The 18,990-nt window shown below is 37.1% G+C and carries 16 protein-coding genes; 5 read left to right on the top strand and 11 right to left on the bottom strand.

Translation table 11 applies throughout. The annotated features are described in order from the left end of the window. The first annotated feature begins 160 nt into the window (after positions 1–160). Positions 161–499, top strand: a complete 339-nt coding sequence (locus NY10_RS12075; protein ID WP_058920163.1) for a PepSY domain-containing protein — start codon at positions 161–163, stop codon at positions 497–499. A gap of 52 nt (positions 500–551) precedes the next feature. Here NY10_RS12075 and trmB read toward each other — a convergent pair whose 3' ends face one another. The 6 genes from trmB to NY10_RS12045 all read right to left on the bottom strand — a co-directional run bounded on the left by trmB (position 552) and on the right by NY10_RS12045 (position 6,801). Next, positions 552–1,199 (bottom strand): tRNA (guanosine(46)-N7)-methyltransferase TrmB, encoded by a 648-nt coding sequence (gene trmB, locus NY10_RS12070; protein ID WP_058920162.1) that lies wholly within the window; start codon positions 1,197–1,199, stop codon positions 552–554. Between the two features lie 80 nt (positions 1,200–1,279). Continuing rightward, positions 1,280–2,077, bottom strand: coding sequence for a phosphotransferase family protein (locus tag NY10_RS12065; RefSeq protein ID WP_058920161.1), 798 nt, complete (start codon positions 2,075–2,077; stop codon positions 1,280–1,282). 251 nt (positions 2,078–2,328) lie between these two features. Next, a complete protein-coding gene (locus NY10_RS12060) occupies positions 2,329–3,777 on the bottom strand; it encodes an MDR family MFS transporter (protein ID WP_082664251.1) in 1,449 nt (482 codons plus the stop codon). A gap of 86 nt (positions 3,778–3,863) precedes the next feature. After that, the gene (dat, locus tag NY10_RS12055) at positions 3,864–4,724 is read right to left on the bottom strand and encodes a D-amino-acid transaminase (protein WP_058920160.1); all 861 of its coding nucleotides are present in this window, start codon (positions 4,722–4,724) and stop codon (positions 3,864–3,866) included. A 110-nt stretch (positions 4,725–4,834) separates the two neighbouring features. After that, complete coding sequence (locus NY10_RS12050) at positions 4,835–6,064, bottom strand: ABC transporter permease (RefSeq protein ID WP_058920159.1); 1,230 nt, start codon at positions 6,062–6,064, stop codon at positions 4,835–4,837. Then, positions 6,061–6,801 carry an ABC transporter ATP-binding protein gene (locus tag NY10_RS12045; RefSeq protein WP_058920158.1) on the bottom strand — a complete coding sequence of 247 codons (741 nt, stop codon included), beginning with the start codon at positions 6,799–6,801 and terminating at the stop codon, positions 6,061–6,063. Before NY10_RS12045 ends, NY10_RS12050 begins: the two co-directional genes overlap by 4 nt. 217 nt (positions 6,802–7,018) lie before the next feature. On the opposite strand from NY10_RS12045, the gene NY10_RS12040 reads away from it, so the two are divergent. The 3 genes from NY10_RS12040 (at position 7,019) to NY10_RS12030 (ending at position 9,017) form a co-directional block, all read left to right on the top strand. Beyond that, positions 7,019–7,447 carry an HIT family protein gene (locus NY10_RS12040; RefSeq protein WP_058920157.1) on the top strand — a complete coding sequence of 143 codons (429 nt, stop codon included), beginning with the start codon at positions 7,019–7,021 and terminating at the stop codon, positions 7,445–7,447. Between the two features lie 2 nt (positions 7,448–7,449). After that, a complete protein-coding gene (locus NY10_RS12035; protein WP_058920156.1) occupies positions 7,450–7,806 on the top strand; it encodes a YtxH domain-containing protein in 357 nt (118 codons plus the stop codon). A gap of 224 nt (positions 7,807–8,030) precedes the next feature. Further along, positions 8,031–9,017 (top strand): peptidylprolyl isomerase, encoded by a 987-nt coding sequence (locus tag NY10_RS12030; RefSeq protein ID WP_058920155.1) that lies wholly within the window; start codon positions 8,031–8,033, stop codon positions 9,015–9,017. Positions 9,018–9,213: 196 nt separating this feature from the next. Here the strand turns inward: NY10_RS12030 and NY10_RS12025 are convergent, their stop codons facing one another. The 5 genes from NY10_RS12025 to NY10_RS12005 all read right to left on the bottom strand — a co-directional run bounded on the left by NY10_RS12025 (position 9,214) and on the right by NY10_RS12005 (position 16,989). Further along, positions 9,214–10,176 (bottom strand): 3'-5' exoribonuclease YhaM family protein, encoded by a 963-nt coding sequence (locus NY10_RS12025; RefSeq protein WP_058920154.1) that lies wholly within the window; start codon positions 10,174–10,176, stop codon positions 9,214–9,216. A 29-nt stretch (positions 10,177–10,205) separates the two neighbouring features. Continuing rightward, a complete protein-coding gene (locus NY10_RS12020) occupies positions 10,206–13,052 on the bottom strand; it encodes an ATP-binding protein (protein ID WP_231726746.1) in 2,847 nt (948 codons plus the stop codon). Then, a complete protein-coding gene (locus NY10_RS12015) occupies positions 13,042–14,289 on the bottom strand; it encodes a metallophosphoesterase family protein (protein ID WP_231726745.1) in 1,248 nt (415 codons plus the stop codon). The genes NY10_RS12020 and NY10_RS12015 overlap by 11 nt, the downstream gene beginning before the upstream one ends. Positions 14,290–14,421: 132 nt before the next feature. Next, positions 14,422–14,766, bottom strand: coding sequence for a YlbF family regulator (locus NY10_RS12010; RefSeq protein WP_058920331.1), 345 nt, complete (start codon positions 14,764–14,766; stop codon positions 14,422–14,424). A 105-nt stretch (positions 14,767–14,871) separates the two neighbouring features. Then, positions 14,872–16,989, bottom strand: coding sequence for a PBP1A family penicillin-binding protein (locus tag NY10_RS12005; RefSeq protein WP_058920152.1), 2,118 nt, complete (start codon positions 16,987–16,989; stop codon positions 14,872–14,874). Between the two features lie 528 nt (positions 16,990–17,517). Here NY10_RS12005 and NY10_RS12000 point away from each other — a divergent pair. Continuing rightward, positions 17,518–18,885 carry a hemolysin family protein gene (locus tag NY10_RS12000; protein WP_082664249.1) on the top strand — a complete coding sequence of 456 codons (1,368 nt, stop codon included), beginning with the start codon at positions 17,518–17,520 and terminating at the stop codon, positions 18,883–18,885. Positions 18,886–18,990 lie beyond the last annotated feature (105 nt).

The following is an 18,990-nucleotide window of genomic DNA, read 5'->3' as shown; positions in this document are numbered from 1 at the left end:
AAAGCTGGTTTTCATGCTTTTATGTTTTCCCCTCCTTCTGTTAATACTTGTTCAACATCATTATACCCTAATCATCGGCTAATTTTAAGATAGAAGACTTTTTTTTCAATAAGTAGTATACTAATAAAGAAGCAACTAGCTGTTCGAAAGGCGGGATATCATGAAAAATAAATGCGAAGAAACACCAACATACGCTATCGTTGGCGGATTTTTATTTGGCGCTGGAGTAACTTGTGGCTACTTTTTAAGTCACTACCTGCAAAAAAACAAAGCCATTCACGGCGATGACATTCTTACTAATGTTAAAAACTTATTCTTGAAAGAAGGCCCTATTGAGGGTTCCTGGATTGAATTAAAAAAGGTCCCTCTTCAAAAGTTCGCGCTTAAAACAGACGTCTATTATGGAGGCGTTTCACGGATGGAAGAAGACCATTTAGTCCAATATGAGTTTATTGCGGATGCTTATTCAGGCAGTATATTAGATATTTACCGCATTTAATACAATGAAAAAGCTGAGACCTTCTCTTTTTATAAGAAGCGGTCTCAGCTTTTTAATTTCTTTTTGGAAATTTTGCAACTACTCGATAAATTCGATGTCCGCGATTCGAAAACTTTTCTTCGTACTCTGTCATGACATTTCCTTCAAAATCACTTTCATGCAGGTTCAGCCACACTTGCTCTAAAATCATACCGTACTGAGAAAAGCTGGCTAATGAATACTCGAATAACCCCTGATTGTCCGTCTTAAAATGAATTTCGCCTTCCGGAACTAAAACTTCTTCGTAATTTTCCAAAAAGCTGCGGTATGTTAACCGGCGCTTTTCATGGCGTTTTTTTGGCCAAGGATCTGAAAAATTTAAATAAACTTGATCTACTTCTCCTTTAGCAAAATACTGTGTAAGCGAACCGCCGTTGACGTGCAGCAATTGAATGTTAGGCAATTGTTCTTCAATTAACTTATCCAGCGCTGCAACGATGACACTTTCTTGTAATTCAATACCAATGTAATTTATTTCAGGATGTAGTTTTGCCATTTCTATAATGAAGCGGCCTTTTCCAGTCCCTACTTCGATATGGATAGGATGGTTGTTGTTGAACCGTTCATGCCATTTGCCCACCCATTCTTCAGGCATATTTGCAATGTATTGAGGATACTGTGCTATTTTAGCTGGAGCACCTGGTTTTTTTCTTAAACGCATCTTTATTCCCCTATCTCGTTTCATTTTATTATTTTTTATTTTCCAAAACAAAAACCCTCTTCGGAATCACGAAGAGGATTCTAGTCTGTTTCAGTATCTGGCATTTGATAAAGAGTTTGCAACTTTAAAATATCTTTATTCATTTCATAAAATCTTGCTTCATGATGATGGCGTTTTGTTTGGATTAAGTAATTCATTAATGCGTACCAAGTCACTCGTTCAATCAATTCTTCTGTAACAGTAACACCATAATGTTCTAACCATTCTGACCAATCCGCACGATCGACATATTGAAACAGCAACATGCTTAAATCCATTGCTGGGTCTGCTAACATCGCTGAATCCCAATCTACTAAGTACAACCGATTTTCATCGGATAGCAACCAATTTTTTTGATAAATGTCGCCATGACACACTCTAGGAACCACGGTCTTCATATCGGTTACTTCTTTTTTCAGTTTTTTTAAAATACTATCTAGTAATGGATGAATTTTTAAATCATGTGGCAATTCATGTTCATAAGTTTGCAGCAGCTGCTGCGGAGTCACTTCTTCGCCGCCGACACGCGCAAGCATTCTTCTTAACGGTTCAGAATTATGAATACGACTTAATAATTGTGCAACACTAGGAGATGACATCTCAGTGCTTTTAAGAGTTCTTCCATTTAACCATTCTTGCGCTGTTAAAACATCTCCGTTACCTATACGTTTGGTCCAGACTAAACGTGGGGTTATGCCCTCGACAGAAAGTGCAGCTAAAAAAGGCGAAGAATTTCGCTTCAAAAAAAGCTTTTCTTCCGCTCTAGTTCCCATGTATGCTTGTCCTGTGTCACCACCAACTGGATGCAACTTCCATCCAGAATCTATTTCAAAATCCATACCCTATCATTCCCTGTTTTATATTCAAGTACTTTTTCCAGTAGACAAAAAAATGACAGATATCACAAAAGACATCTATCATTCTGTTCACTCCTATTTTAGATAGAATTTCTGAATCCGTCAAGCGCATATACGTTCTTTTTTTAAGTACGCATTTGCAGCGTTGCCTTTTAAATAGAAAAACCATGAAATCATCGAATAATTTCATGGTTTTCTATTTGGTGCAGTTCAATCAAATAAATTTGCCATTATTATTCAGATTTAGTAATAATAGTCGTTTCATCTGGTATGAACGGATTTTCTCTGATAAAAAACGTCATGACCAAGGCGATAAAAGAAAGCAGCCCGACAAGCAAAAAGACTGCTTGAAATCCAGCTAAATCAGCTAACTTATCTGAGGCCAAACCTTGTGCAGCGCTGCTGTTTGAAGCTAGCGTCATGACTACAATGAATAAAGCCGTTCCCATGGAGCCAGCCAATTGACGTTGCGTATTAAACATAGCAGACGCATGGGAAGCCATTGTAAGCGGGACAGCATTAAAAGCTGCTGTTTGTAACGGCATCAAAGTTAATGAGAAGCCTAAAGAACGGATCATTTGCAAACCAACAATGGTTTTGATCGATGTTTCTAAGTCGATAAAACCAATCAATAAAGTGGTCGTCGTAATCAAGAATAGACCCACAACAGCTAACTTTTTCCCGCCATGTTTATCAAAAAGCCGACCTGTTATCGGGCTCATTACAGCCAAAACGATCGCACCTGGCAATAAGATCATGCCTGATTGCATGGGGGTCAAACCACGTATCGTTTGGAAATAAATTGGAAGCAGAATAATAGCACCATACAGTCCCGCAGTGATAATGAAAGAGATCATCAAATTCAAGCGGTAGCCGCGGTAACTAAATACTTTAAAATTCAACAGCGGTGTTTCAGATTTATTGCTCCGTTTGACCAATAAAATGATTGCCAAAATCCCTATAACTAACGGCAATGCTACAATGGCGCTGAAAAACGGGTTAGAAGAAGCATTGCTGAATCCAAATAACAAGCCCCCAAAACCAAGAGTGGAGTAAATAACACTGACCCAGTCCAATTTAGGACGTCCGACTTCCCCAACATTTTTTAAGACAAAGAAAGCGACAATGACATCTACAATTGCAAAAGGCAGGATGAAATAAAACAACATATTCCAATGGTAATTTTGAACTACCCAGCCAGAAAAAGTCGGTCCAATAGCGGGAGCAAAGTTCATTGCTAACCCGATCAATCCCATTGCTGCTCCTCGTTTTTCAATTGGAAACATATAAAGCACTACAATCATTTGCAAAGGCAATACGATCCCGGCTCCAATTGCTTGAATCATCCGTCCCATAATCAACATACTATAAACATGAGAAGTTGCAGCTACTAAAGTTCCGATTGAAAAAACAGACATGGCAAAAATATACAACTGTCTTGTGGTAAAACGATCAACCAAGTAGGCTGTGATAGGGACCATGATTCCATTGATCAACATATAAGCTGTCGTTAACCATTGTCCTTGTGTAGCTGTAATCGAAAATTCACTCATAATACGAGGTAAAGCAGTACTCATTAGAGTTTGATTTAAAATCGTGACGAATGTTCCCATAATGATCACGCCTAAAATAGGAATGACCTGCTCCATCTGTGTCGGTTCTTTATTTAATTGGTTTTCCATCAAAACGCTCCTTTTTTAACTATCTAAAAAACGCTAACCCCGAATAACCAGGGCTGCGTTTCATACTTTTTTGAGTGTTGTTCATTCTATTGGATCTTACCACATTGGGCTTCAACTGCATCTAAATAAAGCTGTTGCAGTTGCTTTACTATCGGACCTGGTTTTCCTGTACCAACAGCTGTTCCGTCAATTTCAATAACCGGCATAGCTTCAGCCGTGGTGCTAGAGGAAAAGACTTCGTCAGCTGATTTTAGCTGTTCAAGAGTAAAGGCTTCTTCTTTTACTAGTATGCCAGCTTTTCTAGCAACTTCCAATAATACCATTTTAGTTATTCCTGGTAAAACAAGGTTTCCATCAGGATGAGTATAGACGGTGCCGGCTTTTATCATCCAAACATTAGAAGACGAACACTCTGTTACTTTTCCATCACGATAAAGAATAGCTTCTTCTTTTCCTTGCTTATAAGCTTCATTTTTTGCCATGATGTTTCCTAATAAGCTGATCGACTTAATGTCACAATGCAGCCAACGAGTATCGGGAAGAGTGATAGCTGTAATTCCTGAATTCATTTTTTCTTGATTTCTTGGAACAATCGTTGTAGAGGCTGTAAAGACTGGGGAAACATTTGCGACATCAGGGTAAACATGGTTCCTAGGAATTGCAATTCCTCTAGTAACTTGCAAGTAAACATTTCCTGTGTCTATTTGATTGATTTGAATTAAATCAGACAACATTTTTTGCAACTCTGTTTTTGTAAACGGCAATGTCAAATCAATTTTTTTTGCACCGGTGAACAAACGGTCAATATGTTTATCCATAGTGAAAAAGGATCCGTTGTATACACGGATAACTTCATAAATCCCATCTGCAAATTGATAACCTCGATCTTCCATATCAATGACTACCGCACTTCGTTCCACAAGTTGATTATTCCAAATAACTTTCATGATTTTCCCTCTTTCAAATAATTCACCATTTTAATATACAATAAGCGATTATCCTCTCGCTACTATGCTGTGTTCTTAACGAACGGCTTTCTTTACTTCATTAACTATTATCAGTACCGTCTTGTTTTTTCCATTTTTTTAATCCGATCTGGTAAGTAAAAGTGACTAAAGAGAACACTAAACAAAACTAAAGAGAAGAATACGCTTAGACTAGCCATTAGTGGCAAGGCATGCAGAGAAGCTAAACCGATACCACAACTTTCTGTTAGCAGTAAAATCAACAGTATTTCTTTCATCGCTTTAATTTTTTGTTTTTGATCCACTGGATATAAAACAGACATGGCCATATTGTCAAAATGAAAATACAGCGGCAATAGCTGAAACCCTGTTAAATACAAAAATAACAATGCCAGCAATAAGCTCAATACAAAAGACTCAACAAATAAAACCAATACTATTGCTAATAAACTAAGCCGAACAAATAACCCACTGTATTCTGTCCCTCTTAAAAAAGCCCGACTGTATAAATACAGGAAGGTTCTCTGATGTTCTATTTTGATTCTCTTTAATAAACCATCTAAATACTGGCGTCTTTTTACAGTAGTTTTTAACACTGGAATGTCGGTAAACAAATTAATAAATTGAAAAATGCGTTGCATCCGTCCCATTTCAGCATTAATCATTGCCTGCCATTGATAAGAATGAGCTGGCAAAAAGCGTTTCTCATACTGATGCCATATAACGTATACGATGACAGCGAAAAAAATACCCGCTAACAGAGAAAAATAAAGCATTACAAAATTCCCAATCAATGCTGACAGCAAAAAGGCAAAGCGAATTTCTTTTCTCTTAGCTGTTGAAGCTAATTTAAATTCAAAGTGTTGCACTTTAAACTCACAGTCTTTCATTATCAGCAAATAGACGACAAAATAAAGCATATCTGTAAAAGCAAATGAAGCCGTTGCTACCAATAATGGCATTAAAACGCCTACTCCTAAAATGATCACACTGGCTGGCAGCAGAAAACTGTGCCATTTGGCCAAGGATAAATAGTCTTTCAAACTTTTTTCTTTAGGAAGTAAAAAGACCGCATCAGCGGGTTGTAAGAGAGTCGCTAATTTACCGATAAACAGCAATCCGGTAAAAAGGATCACAGCGATCATTCGCCCATACATAAAATCTGTCGAGATCGTTTTAAGGAACTCAGAATAAGAATACCCCAATGCACCTAACAAAAAAAGACACACGATCACAAAATGATCGTTTAAAACATATTTTAAATAACGAAGCATCTTTTTTTGATGATGACTCACTCTTTTTTTCCAAATGCTGTTCATCATTTTCGATCAACCTCTTCTTTAGTCAATTGAAGATAGATTTCATCCAATGTAGCATGAGGTAAATTAAAGGTCTTTCTTAAATCTTCTAGTGTTCCGGCTGCACGAATGACCCCTTCGTGAAGCAAAATAAAACTGTCACATTGTCTTTCTGCAGTCGCCAAAATATGGGTAGACATTAGAATAGAAGCTCCTTGGCGTTTCATTCCATTCATCAGTTCTAATAAAGCATTAATACCCAATGGATCTAAACCAACAAAAGGTTCATCAATAATATATAAACTCGGCTCTACTAAAAAAGCACACAGTATCATTACTTTTTGTTTCATTCCTTTTGAGAAATTAGCTGGGAACCAATCTAATTTGTTATCTAAACGGAATGTTCTTAATAACTTTGAGGCTCTTTCTAAAGCCGCTTCAGCAGGTATATCATACGCCATGCCGGTAATTTCAATATGCTCTCGCAAGGTTAGTTCTTCATATAGTACTGGAGTTTCAGGAATGTACCCGATTTTTTTTCGATAAGCCGTTAAGTCATCTGATAATGTTTGTCCATCAATGGTTATTTTTCCTTTAGAAGGATGCATTAGTCCAATAATATGTTTAATCATTGTACTTTTACCAGCTCCATTCAAACCAATCAAGCCTACTAAATTCCCGTCCCCAACTTCAAAAGAGACGTCTTTTAAGACTGGGATTTGGCTGTAGCCGCCTGTAATATGCGATACTTTTAAACTCACTGCTGTTTGCCTCCTTTATTTTACACAATTGTACCATAAGATAAAGCGACATGCCTTCTCAATTTCCGATTTGTTAAGGTTTCACTTTCTTTAGTTTTTGTGATACATTTATTATGAAATAGTAAACATTTTCAAAACAAGCTTTTTTCGCTCCAAACTGTTTTTTAAAACTAAGGGGCGCTAAATAAATTCTTTAAAACGAAAGAAGGTCATATCTGTGACAGACTGTATTTTTTGTAAAATCATCAACAATGAATTGCCTAGCCGAAAAATTTATGAAGATGAGGATATTGTCGCTTTCCTTGATCTGACGCAAGTTACACCTGGACACACATTAGTGGTTCCAAAAAAACATGTCGCGGATATTTTTGATTATGATGAAGAATTGGCTGCAACGGTTTTTTCTCGTATCCCGAAAATTGCACGTGCCATCAAACGATCTAATCCAGAAATCGCAGGTATGAACGTCATGAGCAATAATGGCACTATTGCTTATCAATCTGTTTTTCACAGCCACATTCACTTATTGCCGCGTTATACTGCAAGAGATGATTTCAGTATTCATTTTGGAGATCATTCAGATAAATATACAGCTGAAGAATTAGATGCCATTGTTGCATCAATAAAAAATGAGATGGAGGAATAATCATGGCAAACGGTTTTTTTAAAGGACTTATTTTCGGTTCATTAGTTGGCGGGGCTTATACTCTACTGAATACACCTCGCTCTGGAGAAGAAAACAGGGATGTTCTGCTGAACTATATTGACGATACAACCGTTCTAGTAGATGATGTTTCCAACAGTTTAACCGAATTAAAAGGAGCTATTTCGGAACTTACTAACGAAGGCAAAGCTTTAGCAGAGGAATTTACAGAAGAGGTAACAGAATCTGTTGAAGAGTTTACTTATCAGGCTGAGCCTCGGATGCGACGGATACAAGAACAAACACAAAAATTGACGGATGATATCGAAACATTAAGCCAAAACGTCACTCCAGCACAGTAGCTTCTAAAAAAATAGAACAAAATAATTTTATTATTTTGTTCTATTTTTTATGGTCTTTTTTTAGGAAAGCTGCTTTTACTAAATATGATTATTTTGTGATGATTAAGAGACTTTATTTTTGTTTTCCCGATTTTGTTTTTTTTATTTAAATGAGTGTGGTATATTAATACTTGTGATTGTAAACGTTGCGTTACATCGAAAAAAAAGAATGGATGTGTCTATAAATGAAAAAACTTATTTTAACAGCTGCAACAGTGTTAGCTGGTTTAGCAATTGCTGGTTGTGCAGATAATACAGTTGCCTCAACAACTGCAGGTAAAATTTCACAAGACGAATTATATGAAGCAATGAAAACAAACGTGGGGTCTTCTACTCTACAACAATTGATCATTGAAGATGTTTTGTCAGAGAAATACGGAAAAGTTGTAACAGATAAAAAAGTTAGTAAAGAATACAAAACTCAAGAAGAATCTTACGGTGGCGCAGATGCCTTTAAATACGTATTATCTTCATCCGGTTTTACAGAATCTTCTTATAAAGATACGATTCGATTAAATCTTTTGATTGAAGAAGCTGTAAAAGACAATACAGAATTTACAGATGAAGAAATCCAAACAGCTTACGACGCTTATACACCACCAGTGACTGCTGCTCATATTCTTGTAGAAGATGAAGACCAAGCCAAAGATTTGATCACACAATTAAACGATGGTGCTGATTTTGCTACTCTTGCTAAAGAAAATTCTGCAGATACAGCTAGCGCTGAAAAAGGCGGAGAACTTACTTTTTCTACTGGTGAAATGATTCCAGAATTTGAAGAAGCTGCAATGAAGTTAAAAGAAGGCGAAATGACAACAGAACCCGTCCAAACAACTAATGGTTACCACATCATCAAGATGATCGAAAAACCAGAAAAAGGAACATTGAAAGAAGAACGCAAAAACATCGAAGCTCAATTGCTGCAAGCTAAGTTAGCCGATAGCGCTGCTATCCAAGCTATTCTTTCTTCTATCATGCAAGATGCTAACGTAGTTATCAATGACGAAGATCTTTCTACAGCTATGGACAGCTACTTGCAAACTGCAGATTCAACAACAGAAGACACTTCTGCTGAAGATTCTGCTGCTACTGAATCGGCTCCTGCTGATTCAAGTACTGAAGACTCAAGTACAGCTGATTCAGCTGCCACTTCAGAAAGTTCAGCTGAATAAAACACGTTGATTTATAAAAAGAGGTTGGGACAAAAGTCCCAACCTCTTTTGCATATCCGAATATTTATTCTAGAACGTGTTCCAAAAAGCAGACCCGACGTCCACTTCACGAATAATGCTCGATGGTCTGTGACCATACTGCGCTTATTCGTTCCAGTGATTCGGGTCTAAACGCTTTTTGTCTCACTCCCTTTTTTTATTCTTCATTATTTTCGCTTATTTGCGGTTTATAAAATGTTCGGTTATCTAATCCAAAGATACGTTCAGTGAACGCTCCTGGTTCTGTTCGACTTAAAGATGCACTCAGCATATTGATGGTGGCATCTAAATTATCGATCATAAATAAAATTTCAGCTTCTCTCAACTTCGGTCGAACCGGTGATCCATATTCTAATTTTCCGTGATGAGATAAAATCATATGTTTCAGCAGAATCACATCTTCGCTTTTATCGTCTATTTTCAACACTTGACAAGCTTTGGTGATTGCTTCGTCCACAATCACGATATGTCCAATCAAGTTCCCTTCCAATGTGTATTCTGTTGAAATGGGGCCAGACAATTCCATTACTTTTCCTAAATCATGCAGAATGATTCCTGAAAACAATAATGGCCTATTGATATCTTCATATTGATCAGCAATTGTTTTAGCCATTCTTAGCATTGAAACCGTGTGAAATGCCAATCCTCCTATAAAAGCATGATGGAAACGCTTGGCTGCTGGGTATTGAAAAAAGTCCTTTTGGTAATGATTCAAAAGATGGCGAACAATTCGGTTCATATTTGCATTAGTGATCTCGAAAAGAGTTTCATTGATTTCTTCCATCATTTCTTCTTTTTTCAGAGGTGCTCGTTCAATAAAAAGTTCCGGTGTATCTGGTTCACCAGCTTTTGTAACCCGCAACTTAAATATTTTAATTTGCGGATTGCCTTGATAAAGTTCTCGTTTGCCTGATAGCATAACCACTTTGCCAGCAGTCAAAGAAGCGATATCGTCTTCCGACGCATCCCAAAACTTGCCATCCATTTGTCCACTGGTATCTTGAAATGTGAACGCAATAAATTTTTTCCCATTTTTAGCTACTCTAACATCAGCAGCTTTGATTAATAAATAAATCTCAAACGTATCGTCTACATTGTATTCAAATAGCTTTTTTTCCATGCGACTCCCTCTCTCTTCTTCTGTCATAGTCAGTATAACATTTCTATCTGCTCTTTTCGAAAATTACTTAGTGCCTCTTTATCAAAAGTAAAATAAAAAATTTGCGTTTTCTCGCTCATTCGCTTCATCAATTTTATCATCTGTGATTTACGGTCTTGATCAAAATTCACGAATCCGTCATCAATCATCAATGGCAATTGAACGATGTCGCTAGCATTTTTAACAAAAGCAAAGCGTAAGGCAACATACAATTGTTCTGCTGTTCCTTGAGACAGTTCCGTTGCGTCAAAAATAGTTCCATCTTGTCGTTGGACTTCTATTTTATCGTCTTTTACAAATACTTGCTGATAACGCTCATTTGTCAACAGTTTGAAAAACTCGGTCGTATCTTGAAGAGTCTCTGGAAAACGGTCTTTTCGAGCATGTGTCAGCGCACGTTCGATCAATTCAGCTGCTACTCTGTAGCTAGCCCATTTATTGACCAACTCTTGCAATTCACTTTTTAAATTTGCATATTCTTGTAACAAAACAGAATAGGCCCCGCCTTTTTCTAATTCGTTCAAGGCTACCTCACATTTAATTTTTTGATTGATTTGTTGTTCTTCCGTTTTTTTGTACTGCTGAATCTGTTTCCTCGTTTTTTCTATATCCTCCAGTAAATCTGTTCGGTCTCGGTACTGTTCAAGTAAGCTGATGTCTTCCGATACTTGTTGTTTAAGCAATGCCAAACGAGCTTGCTTTTGTTTTCGTTCTTCAAATAAAACATAGTTCTTTCGGAAATCTTGTTCGTTTTTGGCTTTGACCGAGCGAAATAAATCATTGCGTTGGTTTTCAAGCTCTCGCTGTTTATACACCCACTGTTTAAGTTGTTCTTGGTGCTCTTCTTCTTTTTTAGATAACGCTGCAAGGGCTTGTTCGTCACCCTTAGCTTCTTGATAAAAACGTAAAAAACCTGATAGTACTGCTGGCAAATGCCGCCAATCCACAAAAATCACTGGTTCTAAAAAATCAACTTGTGCTTTCCACTCCACTAATTTTTCGTTTAGTTGTTCCAGCTGCTTCTCTTTCTCTTCAACAGCTTTATTGCGTTCTCGCAACGAATCAAATAAGTCGCCTTTTTTCACTAAGTCTGTTATCGAAAAGGATGAGGGATAGCCATTTTGTTCATTGATTCTATGGGATTCTTCTTGATTTTCTTGTTGTTTACGCCTAATTATTTCACTTTTTTCTGTAGCTTGTTTTAATTCAACAGCGACTTGATCGATTTCAGCTAATTTATCACGCCATTGTTTTCGAAGTTCGATTTGTTTGATGTAATCTTCGTAAGTATAAGCAACAGCAGGCTCTGTTTTAGCCAGTTTATTTTTAGCCGGTTTTTTAATGGCTAAAAATAAACTGCTGATTACTAGCAATAGACCAAACCCTACCAAAAATAAGCTGAACCCATTGCTTAAAAACAACCCGCTAAAACTAGCGAACAAACCGACAAGAATACCTGAACCTGCCGTTAATAACTTCTTATTAGCAGACGGAACAGTTGTCTGGATCTGCTTTTCAGGAAGACTACGAGCAGCTTTTTTTTGATGGGATTCTTCAACTTGTTGTAATGTTGCTTTGTCCCATAACAACGGTTCAATTTTATCTAATTGGGTGGATAAGGACTCATTTTGATACTGTAAAAAAGCAGTTTTCTCTGCTGCTTCCTGCTTTTTTTCTTCTGACTCTCTTGTTTTTTGATACAGCAACTGATAAGCCCTTTTCTGTTCAGGTGTTTGAGCTGGCGGAATAGACTGCCCAATGTTTAAACCAAGTTGTAATTTATCTCGCACCATTAGATTTGTTTCTTTTTGTATGTCGCGTTCAATAAATTCTTTTTCTTGTAACATAGCTTTGATGTTGTCCGATGAAGCAAATAACTCTTGAATGCTTTCTTTATGTGTTAAATAAAGCTGTTGGCTTTGCGTTAGTTTGCTTTTTTCTTTCAGGTGCTTAGAGCGCTCATTTTCTTGCATAATGTCTATCCGCACTTGCTCAATCGCTTGGTTCAAATGATTCAACTGATACAACCCATCTTCTGGCAGTTCTGCCAGAGTCAGTTGACTGAGTTCTTGTTGAATGAGCAGCATTTCAGAAAAGTGATTCCAGTTCGTAGCTAGATGATTCAGTTGTTCCAACCGTTCTTCTGCTTGAACAGAGCGTTTTCTGAGAGACACGATTTCGTTTTCAAATGCTTCTTTTTGAGTATATAAGGTTGTGTATTCATCATTTTTTTCTTTAGCAAAGCGAACTTGTTTTCTTTTTGCTTCTACTTGTTTAATTTTTTGATTGATTTCAGGAACACGCCCAGTTTGTTTATACAATTTTCCTGCTTCTAATTGAAACTTGTCAGCAACTTTTAACAGTTGTTCATTTCCTAATGTTCCTACACTTAAAAAATAACGGTTTAATTTAGTCCGGTTCATTTGTTGGATTTTCTGAAGACCAAATAGATTAAATGAAAATAGCGCTTGGTAAGTTGCTTTGTCTATTCCATTAACAATTTTTTCCAATAAGGCATCTGATCCAACTTCACCGTTAGCTAACGTAACCGTCACTTCTCCATTGGCTTTCCCTTTTATGCGTTCAATAATGACCTCACCAAAAGGTGTATCGGAAACGACAAGTCGTCCGCCATATTGTGAACTGTTTTTTGGTTCATAACGTAATTCTGAACTTTGTTTGGTTGGAAAACCAAACAAGATACTATGAATAAAAGCCATTAAGGTTGTTTTCCCTGCTTCGTTTTCTCCATAAAAAAGTTGCAGTTGTTGCAATGGATCAATCTTTTTATCAATCCATTTTCCAAATCCATAGACTTCGAGAGACTTAATTTTCACTTTCAGCACTTCCTTCGATCCCCAACAATAACTGAACTTGTTGTTTAGCATTTTCTAAAATTTGTTGTCGATACATTTCATCTCTCGTATCGAGCAGGTCTGCTACCCCAGCATGATCAAAAAACACATTCGTCAGCTCATTAAAAACGGCTTCTTGCTTGATCTCTGCCATAGCCTTCTGCCATTCTTCAGGAAACAGCTGCATATATTGAGCGGTTCCTTGGGCTTCGGCGTTCATTCCTACTTGGTAGACCCATACAAATGTTTTGGTTTTGGCTATTTGCTGTAATGCTTCTAATAATTCCCCTTGCTCTACTTTTTTTCTAACTCCATCGAGCAATTCATCCGTATCTTCTAACAAGATGGAAAGAAAAATATTATAAGCTTCATTTTTTTTCTCTGCAATGGCTTCTTGGATTAAGCGATAAACGTCTTCCAAGGTTTTTTTATTTTTAACAGAGACCACTAATTTTTCCCATTGAATCGTTGCGGTAGGACAAAAAACAATTTGTTCTTTAGTATCCGTTAAAGTAACCCACTCACAGCCCTTTGGTCCGTTTTCTTTGCTGCTGCGCCCTTGTGTGTTGCCAGAATAGATGACTGGGGGGTTAATCGCTAATCGTTGACGTTTATGGATATGTCCGAGTGCCCAATAATCGTACTGTTTGCTTTTTAATTCCCCCAATGAAAAAGGAGCATAATTCCCATGTTCGGATTCCAGACCTTCAGAAAAGCCATGCAATAAGCCGATTTGGTAATCTGCTTCAGCAAATCTTATCGGATAGTCACTGATTTTCCTTTCATTTACCCAACGTTTTGTGTAACTAAACCCTGTTATTGCAACTTTTTCATTACGTTTAGTCGTTAACCAATGCGTTTCAGGGTGTTCCTTAAAAATCGTAACATTTTCCGGCATTTCCAAATGCAACCCTTGGTTTTCTATGTAGTCATGATTTCCATGCAATAAATACACTGGAATTTCTTGTTGATTTAACCGTTCCATTTCGTTTCTCAAATAAGCTTGAGCTTTTACACTGCGGTCATCGTTATCGTAAATATCCCCTACTAAACAAACAAAATCGACTTCTTTTTCAATAGCCACATCAACTAATCTAGTGAGTGCCTGAAAAGTTGAATGGTAAATAGCTTCCCAGATAAAAGTCGGCATCGATTTCAAACCAATAAAGGGACTGTCTAAATGTAAATCGGCGCCATGTATAAATTGAACCACTGTCATCCATCCTTTCTTCAGATTTTTTTCTTTTTTGTTGTATTCCTTTATCTTTGAATGGGCACATATGTTCCGTTCTATGAATAAAAAAAGAGTTCACTACAATAGCTAAACTCTAGTGAACTCTTTTTTACTAGATTACCCTTGATAAATATCTTGAATAGGTTTCATAATGATACGGTTTAAGTCATCAATCAATGTGCTTAATTTTTGTTCTGCTTCCATTAAATCTTTAATGATAAGGTTCTCGCCTGATTTCAATGCCATCTCTTGAGCTTCTTTGATTTCTTCTTCCAAAATCTCTTCACCAGACATTTGTTTTTGTTGCAAACTCATTTGAATCTCTTGGAATTGTTGAAACACTTCATTTGCTTCAGGATCTTCTTTAACGGCTGCAAAAGCTGCTTGTAAATCAGCGTAAGCTTCCGTTTCTCTTAATTCTTTTTCGAGTTGGTTAGCTGTATCATAAATGTTCGTATCCATCATCTAAATCACTCTCCCGGTATTTTTATCTTCACCTGTTTACTATACCATTTTTTATTTTCTTTTCCAAATAATCCCTTTTATTTTCACAATATTTTTATTCGTTTATTGATCTTTTAAGCGATCCAACAGCTTACCAGCTTTGTCTTTTAAATTTTCAGCACCTTTTTTAAATTGTTCGCTCCAATAATCGACGTTCTCTTTTAGATCCTCTTTCCATTGTGGCTGCTCTTCTGATTTAGACTGGACAATGGTTTCTGCGCTTTGCGTGCCAAATGGCGTTTGCGGCGTTTTGGGTAAGACATTTTCCATCTGCAGTTTAAATAAAGGACCTACGCCTGTAGAGCTTCCTGTGCCCATATAATGATTTTCATCTGTTTGGTCAAAGCCCATCCATGTAGCTACTACAACATCCGGTGTATATCCGACAGTCCATTGATCTGTTGTTCCGCCAGATTCATTAAACGATACTTCCGTGCTTCCTGTTTTACCAGCGATGGTATAGCCGTTCGGAGCATTGTTGCTTGCTGTTCCGCTTGTAAAAACACCCATTAACATACTCGTCATCTGCTCCGCTACTTCCGGACTGGTGACTTTTTTAGCTTTCGGTTCTGTATGGTCAACAATGATCGCGCCAGTTGCGTCAACAATTTTAGTAATAAAGAATCCATCGCTGCGTATCCCGCCATTTGCAAAAGTTGTGTAGGCACTCGCCATTTGCAATGGAGAAACTCCACCTGTTGTTCCTCCTAATGCTAAACCTAAATACTTATCATCTTCCTCTACCGGTATGCCAAATTTTTCAACTTTCTTGATGCCTTTTTCTAAACCTATTTTATCTAATAACCAAACTGCCGGCGCATTTAAGCTTTGAGCCACAGCTTGGTACATCGGTACTTCGCCAGCATAGGTGCGCGTGTAATTTTCCGGTGTATAATCGTCTGACCCATAAGATTTTTTTTCATCCTGCAACATTGAATTGATCGTATACCCAGCTTCGAGTGCGGGCGTATAAACTGCCAATGGCTTCATGATCGAACCAGGCTGACGTTTGATTTGAGTTGCGCGGTTAAACCCTCTAAAAGTATGTTCGCCCCTTCCGCCAACAACAGCAAATACGCCGCCTGTTTGAGGATTCATGGCTACTGAACCGCTTTGTAATAATGTCCCATCGGCTGCATCAGTAAAAAGCCAATCGTTGGCATAAGCCTGATCCATCCTTTGTTGGTAATCTTGGTTCAAGGAAGTATAAATTTTATACCCTTTGTTTAAAATTTCTTCCTCTCCCAGACCATATTTATTAATAGCTTCTTCGATAACGGCATCAAAATAATAAGGGTATTGATAACCATTTGTTTGTTGGTAATTGTCTATTAACGTCAAGGTTTCTTTTTTAGCGGATGCCCCTACTTCTTCCGTAACACCTTCGTTTTTAACCAGTAAGTCTAACACGACATTACGGCGTGCGATAGCTTGTTCCATATTATCTTTGGGGTTGTAGTTTGTTGGAGCTTTCAGCATACCGGCAATCGTTGCCGCTTCTGATAAAGAAACATCCGTTGCTGGTTTTCCAAAATACTTATGAGAAGCGTCTTCCACTCCCCAGACACCATTGCCAAAATAGGAATTGTTTAAATACATTTCTAAAATTTCTGATTTCGTATATTCTTTTTCTATTTCGATTGCTAGAAATAATTCTTTTAGTTTCCGGATCAATGTTTGATCTAATGTAAGATAAGCATTTTTGGCTAACTGTTGACTAATGGTACTTCCGCCTCCGCTGATATTGCCGCGATTTACGATAAAGCCAACCGCTGCGCGAGCAATACCGATCACATCAAACCCTTTATGGTCATAGAAACGTTTGTCTTCCGTCGAAATAACCGAAGCTTGGATAGAAGGAGAGATTTCTTCTAGCGAGACAAAAGTACCTTTATGAGAATAAAGGGTTCCAGCTTCTTCATTATTGATATCATAAACAGTCGTCGTTTGTTCAAGTCCAGCTTTCAAAGTAGAAACATTCGCTGTTTTAGCTAAGTATAATAAATAGCCGCTGCCAAACAAAGAACTGATCAAAACAAGTAATATAATAATTTTTTTCACATGATAATTTTTCCACGCTCTTTTTAAACTCTTACTAAAAGCTGCTAAATAAGGGCGTAACCACTGCCAAATCTTGTTCAGCTGTTCTTTTAGCTTTTCAAAAAATAATTTTCCATTCATTTTAATTAGTCATCCTTTGTATTTTCATTTTAACTGTTTTCGCATCCATTATAAGCAGTGTATCAAACTACGCAGCACAATAATATCCTACTAAAGTAGGATATTATTGCTGTAAAAAGCTAATTGCGTTTGCTTATAATTATCTGTAATGAAGAAATAAATAAGTTTTTTACTTTAACATTTTACCATATTAAGGTAAAGTAAACCTATAAGACTTTTTTAAGATGGAAAAAGTCCATTTTTTTCTATAAAACCGTGTAGGCATGCACTATTTTTTAGCAACCATTAAAAGTGAGGTGAGATCCTTTGGGACAGAAAACAGAATAAAACTATTAACGGATCAAAAGAAACGAATTTATACAAAAAAACTTTCTTTTGATTATTTTTATATTTTAAACTATTTTATTCTAAAGGATTTTTACTCATTATAAAATGAAAATATTTTGTAAGAAGGATCGAGTCGTTCAGGATCAAGATAGTATTATTACAAGGAGGTGAAGCTTACGTTTTGTTGACGTAAGCATATATTTGTCAATAACTACTGGTATGATTTTATTTTTTGTTATTTTATTGATTGCAGCTGTATTTGTCATGTCAGAATTCATTCTTGTCCGCATTCGTCCTTCAAGACTCGATTTTCTGATTGAAAATGGGAACCAAAAAGCTGAACTGTTAAAAACCATGTCGCAAAACCTGGATACCTATCTATCTGCGACCCAACTTGGGGTTACAGTTACTTCTCTAGCTATTGGGTGGTTAGGAAGTCCGACATTCGGGCGTTTATTCGATATTCTTTTTTCCAATATCAGCCTTCCAGCTTCTGTTTCCAAAATCATTTCTGTTGTATTGTCTTTTACCGTATTAACTTTTTTGCAAGTGGTTATTGGGGAACTCGTGCCGAAAAATATCGCTATCACTAATACCGAAAAAATCGGGTTAATGATAGCTAAACCTTTACAATTTTGGTTTCGTTTAATGTACCCGATTGTATTTGTTCTAAATAAATTAGCAAACGCGATTTCCAAGGCTTTAGGAGTTCCAACAAAAAGTGAATTTGGCGAAGGTGTTTCTGAAGAAGAACTTCGCATCATTATGGGCGAAAGTTTAAAAAGCGGCGAAATCAACCGTGATGAATACCAATTTGTTGAAAATGTTTTCGCCTTTGACGATCGAATGAGTCGCGAAATCATGGTTCCTCGAACAGAAATGGTGACTGTCTCAACAGATATGTCATTGAAAGAAATTAGTCAATTAGTTAGTGAAGAACGTTACACTCGTTATCCCGTTATTCAAGATGGCGATAAAGATATTATCTTAGGAACGCTTAATACGAAAGAAATTTTTTCAGCTTTTGTTGATGCTGTCGAAGCTAATCATTATGAAACGTTTGATTTTTCTAAATATATCCGTCCCATTATTCGTGTCATCGAAACGATTCCTATTAAAGAATTGCTGGTCAAAATGCAAAAAGAACGAAACCAAATTGCAATTCTGGTGGATGAATACGGTGGAACCAGCGGAATGCTTTCGATGGAAGATATCGTTGAAGAAATTGTCGGAGACATTAGTGATGATTATGAAAGTGTTGATGAGCCTGAGATCAAAAAAGTCGGCGAAAATCATTATCGGGTAAGTGCCAGAATGCTCGTCGATGAAATCAATGAACTGTTCGGCCTTTCAATTGAAGAGGAAAATGTTGATACTATCGGCGGTTGGATGTTGAATGAAAAATACGATATCGCAGAAGGCGAGACTCTTACTTCTGGGGAATACACGTTTACGGTTATGAAATCAGGAAACAGCACCATTGAAACAATTGATATCGTTAAACATCCTTCCGCTAATAAACCGCCCGAAACAAAACCAACATCTATAGATGAAACAAAAAGGGAGTGAGACAAAAAGCGTTTAGACCCGAATCACTGGAACGAATAAGCGCAGTATGGTCACAGACCATCGAGCATTATTCGTGAAGTGGACGTCGGGTCTGCTTTTTGGAAC

Source organism: Carnobacterium sp. CP1 (assembly GCF_001483965.1).
GTDB classification, from domain to species: Bacteria; Bacillota; Bacilli; order Lactobacillales; family Carnobacteriaceae; genus Carnobacterium_A; species Carnobacterium_A antarcticum.
Note: the sequence above shows the minus strand (reverse complement) of the source record. Positions and strands in the feature narration are given on the sequence as shown.

What these genes read in the sequence shown, in the direction of transcription:
- dat (WP_058920160.1), bottom strand. Translation starts at nt 4,724, where the DNA reads ATGAAAGTTATTTGGAATAATCAACTTGTGGAACGAAGTGCGGTAGTC.
- NY10_RS12015 (WP_231726745.1), bottom strand. Translation starts at nt 14,289, where the DNA reads ATGACAGTGGTTCAATTTATACATGGCGCCGATTTACATTTAGACAGT.
- NY10_RS12065 (WP_058920161.1), bottom strand. Translation starts at nt 2,077, where the DNA reads ATGGATTTTGAAATAGATTCTGGATGGAAGTTGCATCCAGTTGGTGGT.
- NY10_RS12010 (WP_058920331.1), bottom strand. Translation starts at nt 14,766, where the DNA reads ATGGATACGAACATTTATGATACAGCTAACCAACTCGAAAAAGAATTA.
- NY10_RS12075 (WP_058920163.1), top strand. Translation starts at nt 161, where the DNA reads ATGAAAAATAAATGCGAAGAAACACCAACATACGCTATCGTTGGCGGA.
- NY10_RS12030 (WP_058920155.1), top strand. Translation starts at nt 8,031, where the DNA reads ATGAAAAAACTTATTTTAACAGCTGCAACAGTGTTAGCTGGTTTAGCA.
- NY10_RS12050 (WP_058920159.1), bottom strand. Translation starts at nt 6,064, where the DNA reads ATGATGAACAGCATTTGGAAAAAAAGAGTGAGTCATCATCAAAAAAAG.
- NY10_RS12035 (WP_058920156.1), top strand. Translation starts at nt 7,450, where the DNA reads ATGGCAAACGGTTTTTTTAAAGGACTTATTTTCGGTTCATTAGTTGGC.
- trmB (WP_058920162.1), bottom strand. Translation starts at nt 1,199, where the DNA reads ATGCGTTTAAGAAAAAAACCAGGTGCTCCAGCTAAAATAGCACAGTAT.
- NY10_RS12060 (WP_082664251.1), bottom strand. Translation starts at nt 3,777, where the DNA reads ATGGAAAACCAATTAAATAAAGAACCGACACAGATGGAGCAGGTCATT.
- NY10_RS12005 (WP_058920152.1), bottom strand. Translation starts at nt 16,989, where the DNA reads ATGAATGGAAAATTATTTTTTGAAAAGCTAAAAGAACAGCTGAACAAG.
- NY10_RS12025 (WP_058920154.1), bottom strand. Translation starts at nt 10,176, where the DNA reads ATGGAAAAAAAGCTATTTGAATACAATGTAGACGATACGTTTGAGATT.